The sequence below is a fragment of the Streptomyces sp. NPDC096311 genome (assembly GCF_044763085.1).
Taxonomy (GTDB): domain Bacteria; phylum Actinomycetota; class Actinomycetes; order Streptomycetales; family Streptomycetaceae; genus Streptomyces.
Genome location: NZ_JBIWFN010000041.1, coordinates 26,475 through 36,491, shown reverse-complemented (window position 1 = coordinate 36,491; position 10,017 = coordinate 26,475). Strand labels below are relative to the sequence as shown.

The following is a 10,017-nucleotide window of genomic DNA, read 5'->3' as shown; positions in this document are numbered from 1 at the left end:
AGTCCGCCGAACTCATCGCCGACAAACACAAGATCAGCCGCGAGCAGCAGGACACATACGCCCTCAACAGCCACCGCAAGGCCGCGAAGGCCCAGGCCGGGGGGCTGTTCGAGCCCGAACTCACCCCGGTGCCGATCCCCCAGCGCATGGGCGACCCGGTGCTCTTCGCCGCCGACGAGTCCGTCCGCCCGGACGCCTCCCCCACCGCCATGGCCAGGCTCAAGCCGTCCTTCCTCACCACCGACGGCACGGTCACCGCGGGCAACGCCTCCCCCCTCAACGACGGCGCCGCCGCCCTCCTGCTGACCGACGAGGAAGGCCTCACGGCCACCGGCCGTGAACCTCTCGCCCGCATCCGAGCCACCGGCGTCTCCGCGACCGACCCCCAGTACTTCGGCCTCGCCCCCGTCGAGGCCGTCACCCGCGCCCTGGCCAAGGCGGGCAAGACCTTCGCGGACCTGTCCGTCCTGGAACTGAACGAGGCCTTCGCCGCCCAGGTCCTCGGTTGTCTCGCCGAATGGCCCGAGTTCGACCCCGCGATCCTCAACCCCCAGGGCGGCGCGATCGCCCTCGGTCACCCCCTCGGCGCCTCCGGCGCCCGCCTCGCCGGCACCGTCGCCCACCAACTCGCCCGCAAGGGCACCGGCACCGGCATCGCCACCCTCTGCATCGGCGTCGGCCAGGGCCTCGCCCTCGTCCTCGAACGATAGGAAGTCGACCATGGCCCTCACTCAGTCGGACATCGACGCCGAGATCAAGGATCTCCAGGACGCGTACGACAAGGCGGTCGCCGGCGGAGCGCCGGTTCGAAACCACCCGTCGCGCGACTACCCCCCGTACCGCAGCTCCCTGCTGCGCCACCCCGTGCAGCCGCTGGTCGCCGTCGACGGCGGCGACCCGGAGACGGTCGAGCTGTCGGGTCCGGTGTTCGGCGTCACCGACATCACCGAGCACGACAGCGACCTGACCATCCAGCACCGGGGCGAGCCGATCGGCGAACGCATGACCGTCTCGGGCCGGCTGCTCGACCGCGAGGGGCGTCCCGTGCGCGGTCAGCTCATCGAGATCTGGCAGGCCAACGCCGCCGGTCGTTACGCCCATCTGCGCGAGCAGCACCCGGCGCCGCTGGACCCCGACTTCACCGGTGTCGGACGGACCCTGACGGATGATCAGGGCCGGTACAGGTTCACCACGATCAAGCCGGGCCCCTACCCGTGGGGCAACCACACGAACGCGTGGCGGCCCGCGCACATCCACTTCTCGGTCTTCGGTACGGCGTTCACCCAGCGGCTGATCACCCAGATGTACTTCCCGAGCGACCCGCTGTTCCGCTACGACCCGATCCTGCAGTCCGTGACGGACCAGGCGGCCCGGGACCGTCTGATCGCCACCTACCGGCACGATCTCTCCCAGCCCGAGTTCTCCATGGGCTACGAGTGGGACATCGTCCTCGACGGTCCCTCCGCCACCTGGATCGAGGAAGGCCGTTGACCATGACCGAGCGGTTGCTCCCCACCCCGTCCCACACCATCGGCCCCTTCTACGGCCACGCGCTGCCCTTTCCCGACGGCGGTCAGGTCGCGCCGCAGGGCCACCCCGAGGCGATCACCCTGCACGGGTACGTGCGCGACGGCGCGGGCGAGGTGATCCCGGACGCCCTGCTGGACTTCTGGCAGGCGGCTCCCGACGGCTCCCTCAAGGGTGCCCCCGGTTCGATGCGGCGCGACCCGTCGACGGGCGGCTTCCTCGGCCGGCGCGGCGTCGACTTCACGGGCTTCGGCCGGGTCGCCACGGACGCCGACGGCCGGTACGCGCTGCACACCCTGCCGCCGGGCAACGCCGGGCTTCCGTACATCAGCGTGTGTGTGTTCGCGCGCGGTCTGGTGCACCACCTCTTCACCCGCGCGTACCTCGCCGACGGCGCCGACCCGCTGCTCGACTCGCTCCCTGCCGACCGGCGCGCCACGCTGATCGCGACCGAGGGTGCGAACCGGACGTACCGTTTCGACATCCGCCTTCAGGGCGAAGGCGAAACGGTCTTCCTGGAGTTCCAGTGACAGCTGCCGACCCCGTCCGCTGCGAGTCCGATGCCGATATCGGGCTGCTCGCCTCCGGGTGGGCGGGCTCCCGCGCGGCGTCCGCGACCTCGGACGGCGCGCTTCTGGGGGCGCTCCTCGACGCGGAGGCGGCACTGAGCCGCGCGCAGGCGGGACTCGGGCTCGCGCCGGACGCGGCGGCGTCGGCGGTGTCCGCCGTGGCCGCGGCGGACCTCGACGCCAGGTCGATCGCGCTGCGCGCCCGAGGCGGCGGCAACCCGGTGATCCCGCTGGTCGCGGATCTGACAGCGGCGGTCGGCAAGGAGTACGGGCCCTACGTCCACCGCGGCGCGACCAGCCAGGACATCCTGGACACGGCGCTGATGCTGGTCGCCCGTCGCACACTGGACCTGGTCCTGACGGATCTCGAGCGGACGGCGCGGGCCCTGGCCCGACTCGCCGCCGCGCACCGGGACACGGTGATGCCGGGGCGGACCCTCACACAGCACGCCGTACCGACGACCTTCGGGCTGAAGGCGGCGGGGTGGCGGTCGCTGGTGCTGGACGCGCGAGACCGGCTCACGGATGTCCGGCTCCCCGCCCAACTGGGCGGTGCCGCAGGGACGTTGGCCGCCTTCACGGCGTTCGGCGCCGAGGATCCGGGCGCGCTCGTGACGGCGTACGCCGGTGAACTCGACCTCGCGGAACCGGCGTTGCCCTGGCACACCCTGCGGACACCGATCGCCGACCTGGCCGGCGGCCTGGCCTTCACGGCCGGGGCCCTCGGCAAGATGGCGGCCGATGTGCTCACCCTCTCCCGCACGGAGGTCGCCGAGGTCGCGGAGGGGAGCGGTGGCGGGTCGTCCGCGATGCCGCACAAGGCCAACCCGGTGGCGGCCACCGTGATCGCCGCCTCCGCGCGCCGCGCGCCGGGGCTCGCCGCCACGCTCTACGGGTCGATGGTCGCCGAGGACGAGCGGCCGGCCGGTGCCTGGCACGCCGAGTGGGAGCCGTTGCGCGAACTGCTGAGGCTGGTCGCGGGCGCCGCCCAAAACGCCGCCGAGCTGGTCGAGGGGCTTCGGGTGAACGCGGACGCCATGCGCGATCACCTCGCTCTCACCCATGGGTTGATCGTCTCCGAGCGCCTGGCCGTCGAACTCGCTCCGGTGCTCGGGCGGGCCCGCGCCAAGGAGCTGCTGACCCGGGCCGCCGAGCGGGCCGTCGCCGAGAGACGGCCCCTCGTGGACGTACTCGGCGAGGAGCCGGAGCTCAAGGAGCTCGACCTCGCGGAACTCACCGACCCCACCCGCTACACGGGCTCCGCGAAAGCCCTCACCGACCGTGCTCTGGAGCGAACGTGACCCACACCCTGCTCAACCACCGCGCCGAGGGCCCCGAGACCGCTCCCCCCTTGCTCCTCGGGCCCTCGCTCGGCACCTCCCATGCCCTGTGGGACAAGGTCGCGCCCGAGCTGTCCGTCACCCACCGGGTGGTTCGCTGGGATCTTCCGGGACACGGAGGGTCGGCACCGGATCTGATCGGGCCGGGGGCCACCGTCGGCGACCTCGCCGCCCTGGTCCTCGCCCTCGCCGACTCGCTCGGCATCGAACGCTTTGCCTACGCGGGCGTCTCGCTCGGCGGCGCGGTCGGTCTGCACCTCGCCGTTCACCACCCGGAGCGTGTGTCGTCCCTCGCCGTCATCTGCTCCTCGGCGCACTTCAACGGCTCCAAGCCGTGGGAGGAGCGTGCGGAGCTGGTACGCGGGGAGGGGCTGGCCGCGCTCGCCGAGAACGCGAACTCCCGTTGGTTCACGCCCGGTTTCACCGTGCCGCGGTTGATCGAGGACCAACGGAACGCGGACCCCGAGGCGTACGCCGCCTGCTGTGACGCGCTGGCCGCCTTCGACCTGCGCGACCGGCTCCCCGACATCTCCGTGCCCACCCTGCTGATCGCGGGCCGCCAGGACCCGGCGACGCCGCCCGCCCATCTGCGGGAGATCGCCGACGCGGTGGCGAGCGCCACGCTCGTCGAGCTCCAGGGAGCCTCGCACCTGGCGCCCGCGCAGTGTCCGGTGGCGGTCCTGACGGCGCTGCGGGCCCACTTCGACGGGGGTGCCGAGCCGGGCATGGAAGTGCGGCGTGAGGTACTGGGCGACGCCCATGTGGACCGGGCACAGGCCCGGCAGACCCCCTTCACCGCCCGCTTCCAGGACTTCATCTCGCGCTACGCCTGGGGCGAGATCTGGACCGACCCGACGCTCTCGCGCCGCGAACGCAGCATGATCACCCTGACCGCGCTGGTCGCACACGGTCACTACGACGAGCTGGCCATGCACGTCCGGGCGGCACGCCGCAACGGGCTCACCCAGGAGGAGATCGGCGCCGTACTCCTGCAGACGGCCGTGTACTGCGGTGTCCCGGCGGCGAACTCGGCGTTCGCGACGGCTCAGCGGGTGCTCGCCGAGGAGGAGGGCGACGACAGCACAGGGTGACCCTGCCCGTCCGCTCCGGACACCTCGTCCTCGCGCCCGGCCGGGCGGCTACCTCAGCCCTCTCCCTGTCGCCAGGACCTCCTCCGCCCTCGCCACCAGCCCGTCCGCCCCGCACGAGCGCGCCAGCGTCAGGCCCTTGCCGAGCTCCGAGACCGAGCGCGCCGCGATGCCGTACTCGACGCGGGCCGCCGCGTGTTCGTACTGGCAGGGCGAGGCCTCCAGGTAGGTGACGGCCTGGGCGGCCAGGCGGACCGCACGCTGGCCCGATTCGAGGGCCGCCGCGCAGCGCAGTGCCTCACCGATCGCGGTGTCCGTGCCGAAGCGCTCGGCCTGGCGGCGGGCGTCGGTGGCCAGTACGGCGGCGCGGGCCGGGTCGTCCGAGGCGAGCGCGCGAGCGAGGTCGAGCGCCCAGGGCGCCATCACCGTGTTGTGGTGGCCGCGCGCGGCGGCGGCCTTCTCCGCAGCCTCGAGTTCGTTGATGCCGTCCTTGACACGGCCGACGGCGAGCAGCAGCCGTCCGCGTACGGAACGGGTGTCGGGCAGCACGATGGTGGACGGGTACGGCGGTGCGAAGCCGTACTGCTCGGCGATCGCCCAGGCCTCCTGGACGTCGCCGCGGGCGAGCAGGGTGTCGACGAGGCCGCAGGTGGCGGACCAGTACAGGGGTAGCCCGCGCCCGACCCGCTCGGCGATGCGCAGCGACTCGCGCAGGGTGGTCTCGGCGTCCCTGAGGCGGCCCCGCCTGCGGTAGGCGAGACCGAGGAAGGCGTGCGCCAGGGCGAGGTGGCCGCCGCTCCATCCGGCGCTCGTGTAGGAGCGCAGCGCCTCGGAGAAGAGGCTCTCGGCCCGGTCGAGCCGGTCCGCATAGGCGTACGAACTGCCCAGCATCATGAGGAGTTCGATGCCCCACTCGGTGTCGGTCCAGCCGAGTCCGGGCGCGAGGCGGCCGTTGACGAGGGCGCGGTCGCAGAGTTCCACGACCTCCTCCGCGCTCTCGCCGCGGGTCATCGCGTCGAAACCGCGCAGTATCAGCAGGGCGCGCTCGGAGTTGTCGCGTCCGGTGCAGGTCTTGACGAGTTCGGCGAGGCTTCGTGAGCGTCCCGGAACGTGGTCCTCGCCCGCGTGGATGCCCTCCCACATGTAGTGGACGGCCTGAAGCCGCATCCGGGCGGGGCCCACGCCGAGCCGGGCGGCCTCCGCGTCGACCGTGCGGACGGCCTCGTCCAGCTGGTCGTTGTGAACCAGGGCCTGGGAGAGGCGGAAGACGGCGTCCACCCGCAGATCGCCGTCGAGGCCGGACTGGTCGAGCGCGGTGCGCAGATGGCTGATCGTGGTGGCGGGAGCGGTCAGGAGGGTGGCACAGCCCAGTTCGTAGAGCACACGCGCCTGGACCTCCGGAAGCGGGGGTTCCGCCAGGGCGCGCTCCAGGCAGCGCCTGGCCGCGTCGGGCGCGCCGACGGCGAGGTGTTCGCGGGCGGCCTCGCGCATCTGCTCGACGAGTTCGGGGTCGTCGTCCGGGTGCACTTCGAGGAGGTGGCGGGAGGCGGCAGCGGCTCCGCGGCCCGATTCGGTGACCGCCCAGGCGGCCTGGCCGTGCATCGCGGTGCGCAGCGCGTCGGGGATCGAGCGGTAGACGGCGCTGGCGATGAGGGGGTGTACGAACTCCAGGTCACCGCCGGCCAGTTCGCGGCTCACGGGTTCGGTCGGGGTGAGGATGCGGGCCGCGCCGAGCAGTTCGGCGCAGCGCACGGCCTCGTCGCGCTGCATCCCGGCGAGCTGGGCGGCGAGGTCGAGGGAGATCCCGGTGCCGAGGATCGCCGCCGCCCAGGCGAAGCGGGTGGCATCGATGCCGAGTCCTTCGAGGCGGGCGACGAGTCCGCGACCGCGTGCCGAGCGGTTCAGGGCGCGCAGTTCGGCGGCCGAGGCCTCGACCGGTTCCAGCTCGCTGTCCTGCACCTTGGCGAGCAGTTCGACGGTCTCGTACGGGTTGCCGCCGGTGACCGCCCACACCTCGCGGCAGAACGGGGCGTCCGCGTGCTCCCCGAGCGTGGCGCGGGTCAGTCCGGCGGTGGCGTCGGGTGTCAGCGCGCTGAGCGTGAGGATCGGTCGGGCCGCGGCGGCGACGGCCTCCAGCTGGCGGGCCCGCTCACCGCTGACGTCACCCGGCCTGCGGGCGACCACGACGAGGACGGGCAGGTCGTCGAGGCGCTCGGCGAACGCGACCAGCCATTGCAGGGTCTCCTGGTCGGCCCAGTGCGCGTCGTCGAGGATCAGGACGAGGGGCCACTCGCGCTTGGCCAGCCGCCGGACCGCCGCGACCAGTCCGTCGCACACGCCCTGCGGGTCGGCCTGGCGGTCGCCCGGTTCGGCGATGCCGAGCGCGGGTCCGGCGATGTCGTACCAGTCGCCCAGGTACTCGCGGGCCTCTTCGGGCATCAGCGAGACGATGGCGGGCTGGAGGAGTTGCCGTATGACGTTGAAGGGAACGGAGGTGACGGTCTCGCCGCCGCGGGCCGACCACACCGTGCAGCCGTGGGCTTCCGCGATCCGGCGCGCCTCGGCGAGCAGCGCGGTCTTGCCGATGCCCGCCTCGCCACTGAACACCAGCAGAGTGCCGGAGGACGAGGCGTCCGCGCGCAGGGTTCTGACGGCCTCCACCACGTCGGCGATCTCCGCCTCGCGCTCCCACAGGGAGGACGAGGCGGCCGGTCCCGGCCGTGCCTCCGTCATGCCGCTACCTCCCCAGGTCGCCCGTACGACGTACAGACATCGAGCCTAGCCGTCCGGAAGCCGATGTGGAGGTGGGTCGGCGCACCTGTTGCCGAGACGGGTGACGGGAGGTGTCCGCAGGCGACGCGCTGGGGCGCCGATCAGCCGTGGTGAAAGTTATCGACAGTCAAAAGACCTGAAAATGGCGCTAGTTTTCCAAGGAACAGCGAGGAGGAGGGACCCATGAGCGGCCCCCGCGTGCACGAGTCCGTCCCGCACACCACCGGTCCCCCGCGCGCGCGGCGCGCGGCCCTGCTGGCGGGCTCGGTCGGCAACTTCGTCGAGTGGTACGAGTTCGGGGTCTACGGCTACTTCGCGACCGTCATCGCGGCCCGGTTCTTCACCCCGGAGGGCGGCAGCGAGACCGAGGGGCTGGTGAGGACATACGCGTCCTTCGCGCTGGCGTTCTTCTTCCGGCCGGTCGGCGCGGCGCTGTTCGGACGGCTCGGCGACCGGATCGGGCGCCGCCCGGTCCTGATCCTGGTGATCGCGCTGATGACGGGCGCCACGACGCTCATCGGCGTGCTGCCGACCTACGCCACGGTCGGCGCCCTCGCGCCGTGGCTGCTGACCTTCCTCCGGATGGTCCAAGGGCTGTCCGCCGGCGGGGAGTTCGGCGGCGCGGTCTCGGTCATGACGGAGTTCGCGCCGCCGGGCAGACGAGGGCTGTACGGGTCGTGGCAGTCGTTCACGGTGGCTCTGGGGCTGCTCGGTGGTGCGGGTGTGGCGACGCTGCTGGCGACGGTGCTGACCGAGGGGCAGTTGAGCGACTGGGGCTGGCGGCTGCCGTTCCTGCTGACGCTTCCGCTGGGGCTGGTCGCGCTCCGGCTGCGGCTGCGGCTGGAGGAGACGCCCGCCTTCCGGCACGAGAGGAGACGGGAGCGCCCGCCCGGGCGCGAGGTCGCGCGGACCGTCGTCCTCGGAGCGGGACGCGTGATGGGCTGGTCGGCGGCCGGATACACCTTCCTGGTCGTGCTCCCCTCGTACCTCCAGAACACCCTCCACACCGGCTTCCGGCAGGCGCTGCTCGCCACGGTCCTCGCCAACCTCGGCTTCGCGGCCACGATCGTCCCGGCGGGTCTGCTCAGCGACCGGATCGGGCGGCGCCCCGTGCTGCTCACCGGCGCCGGCCTGGTCGTGGTCCTTTCGGTTCCGCTGCTCAACCTCCTTCAGGACACGGGGACTTCGAACGCCGTGAAGGGTCTCGCCGTGTGCGGGGCGGGTGCCGTCGTCGGGTTGATGGCGGGACCGGGGCCCGCCATGCTCTCCGAGATGTTCCCCACGAGCGTCCGCCACACCGGCCTGGGACTCGCCTACGCCCTGTCCAATGCCGTGTTCTCGGGCTGCGCGGGCCTCATCATCACCGAGACGATGAAGCGGACCGGAAGCGTGGACATCCCCGCGTACTACGCGGCGGCGACGTGCGCCATCAGCGCGCTCGCCCTGGCCACGCTCCCCGACAACCAAGGGAGTTGAGCACGTGCGGGTGATCGGCCTGATGTCCGGGACGTCGTACGACGCGATCGACGCGGCGGCGGCCGAACTGACCCTCGAAGGTGAGGACCTCACTCTGCGGCCGCTCGGGATGGTCGGTGAGCCGTACGACGGCGCGCTGCGCGAGGCGCTCGCGGCGGCGCTGCCCCCGGCGGCCACCACGCTGGCCGAGGTGTGCCGCCTGGACACCCTGATCGGGCAGGCGTTCGCCGCGGCGGCGGTCCGGGCCGACCGCGAACTGTGCGGCAGCGAAGCCGAGTTGGTCGCCTCGCACGGGCAGACCGTCTACCACTGGGTCGAGGACGGGCGGGCGCACGGCACGCTCCAGCTCGGTCAGCCCGCCTGGATCGCCGAGGCGACCGGGCTGCCGGTGGTCTCCGACTTCCGCCCCAGGGACATCGCCGCCGGCGGGCAGGGCGCGCCCCTGGTGAGCCTGGTCGACCTGCTGTGGCTGCGCGGCAGGGCGGGGACTCCGGTGGCGCTGAACCTCGGCGGCATCGCCAACCTCACCGCGCCGGACGGCACCGCCTTCGACTCCGGGCCCGGGTGCGCCCTCGTCGACGTGGCCGTGCGGGGGTTGACCGGGGGACGTCTGCACTACGACGTGGACGGCGCCCTCGCCGCCCGCGGCACCGTGGACGAACCGTTGCTGGACCGGCTGCTCGCGGAGCCGTACTACGCGCTGCCCGCGCCCAAGACCACCGGCAAGGAGCTCTTCCACCTCGGCCATCTGCGCGACGCGCTGACCGGGTTCGGCACCCTCACCGCCGAGGACGTCATCGCCACCCTCACCCGGCTCACCGCCCGTACGGTCGCCGACGCGGTGCGCTCGGTGGGTGCCACGGAGGTGATCGCGTCCGGAGGCGGCACCCGCAATCCGGCGCTGATGGCGATGCTGGGCGCGGAGCTGCCGGGAGTGCCCGTACGCACGTCCGACGCTCTGGGCCTGCCGGCGGCGGCCAAGGAGGCGTACGCCTTCGCCGTGCTGGGTTTCCTGACCCTGCACGGGCTCACGGGCACCGATCCGGTGAGCACCGGGGCCCGGCATCCGAGTGTGCTCGGCTCGATCACGCCGGGGCGCGGCGGGCTGCGGCTGCCGCCGAGGGCGGGAGCGGCGCCGGTGCGACTGGTTCTGGCATGACACCCGCTGGTCGCGGCGTGGCACCCGCTGGTCTTGACGAGGCACCCGGCGGCGCTTCCGAGGCGTTCTTGAAACGAATCTTCCGG

General features: G+C 72.9%; 8 protein-coding genes. 7 read left to right on the top strand and 1 reads right to left on the bottom strand.

The features are described 5' to 3' along the window. The 5 genes from ACIRA5_RS51615 to pcaD form a co-directional block, all read left to right on the top strand. The coding region (locus ACIRA5_RS51615; protein ID WP_403705094.1) for a thiolase family protein at positions 1-710 on the top strand (710 nt) is incomplete at its 5' end. A 10-nt stretch (positions 711-720) separates the two neighbouring features. Then, positions 721-1,491: a protocatechuate 3,4-dioxygenase subunit beta gene (gene pcaH / locus ACIRA5_RS51610; RefSeq protein ID WP_403705091.1), complete on the top strand. Its 771-nt coding sequence runs from the start codon at positions 721-723 to the stop codon at positions 1,489-1,491. Positions 1,492-1,493: 2 nt separating this feature from the next. Then, complete coding sequence (gene pcaG, locus ACIRA5_RS51605) at positions 1,494-2,057, top strand: protocatechuate 3,4-dioxygenase subunit alpha (RefSeq protein ID WP_403705088.1); 564 nt, start codon at positions 1,494-1,496, stop codon at positions 2,055-2,057. Then, on the top strand, positions 2,054-3,397 hold the full coding sequence (gene pcaB, locus ACIRA5_RS51600) for a 3-carboxy-cis,cis-muconate cycloisomerase (RefSeq protein WP_403705085.1): 1,344 nt from the start codon (positions 2,054-2,056) through the stop codon (positions 3,395-3,397). The genes pcaG and pcaB overlap by 4 nt, the downstream gene beginning before the upstream one ends. Continuing rightward, positions 3,394-4,527 carry a 3-oxoadipate enol-lactonase gene (gene pcaD, locus ACIRA5_RS51595; protein ID WP_403705082.1) on the top strand — a complete coding sequence of 378 codons (1,134 nt, stop codon included), beginning with the start codon at positions 3,394-3,396 and terminating at the stop codon, positions 4,525-4,527. Before pcaB ends, pcaD begins: the two co-directional genes overlap by 4 nt. A gap of 48 nt (positions 4,528-4,575) precedes the next feature. Here the strand turns inward: pcaD and ACIRA5_RS51590 are convergent, their stop codons facing one another. Continuing rightward, positions 4,576-7,257: an ATP-binding protein gene (locus ACIRA5_RS51590; RefSeq protein ID WP_403705079.1), complete on the bottom strand. Its 2,682-nt coding sequence runs from the start codon at positions 7,255-7,257 to the stop codon at positions 4,576-4,578. Positions 7,258-7,479: 222 nt separating this feature from the next. Between ACIRA5_RS51590 and ACIRA5_RS51585 the strand changes: the two genes are divergently transcribed. Further along, positions 7,480-8,772: an MFS transporter gene (locus tag ACIRA5_RS51585; RefSeq protein ID WP_403705077.1), complete on the top strand. Its 1,293-nt coding sequence runs from the start codon at positions 7,480-7,482 to the stop codon at positions 8,770-8,772. Between the two features lie 4 nt (positions 8,773-8,776). Then, on the top strand, positions 8,777-9,931 hold the full coding sequence (locus tag ACIRA5_RS51580) for an anhydro-N-acetylmuramic acid kinase (protein WP_403705074.1): 1,155 nt from the start codon (positions 8,777-8,779) through the stop codon (positions 9,929-9,931). Positions 9,932-10,017: the final 86 nt, after the last annotated feature.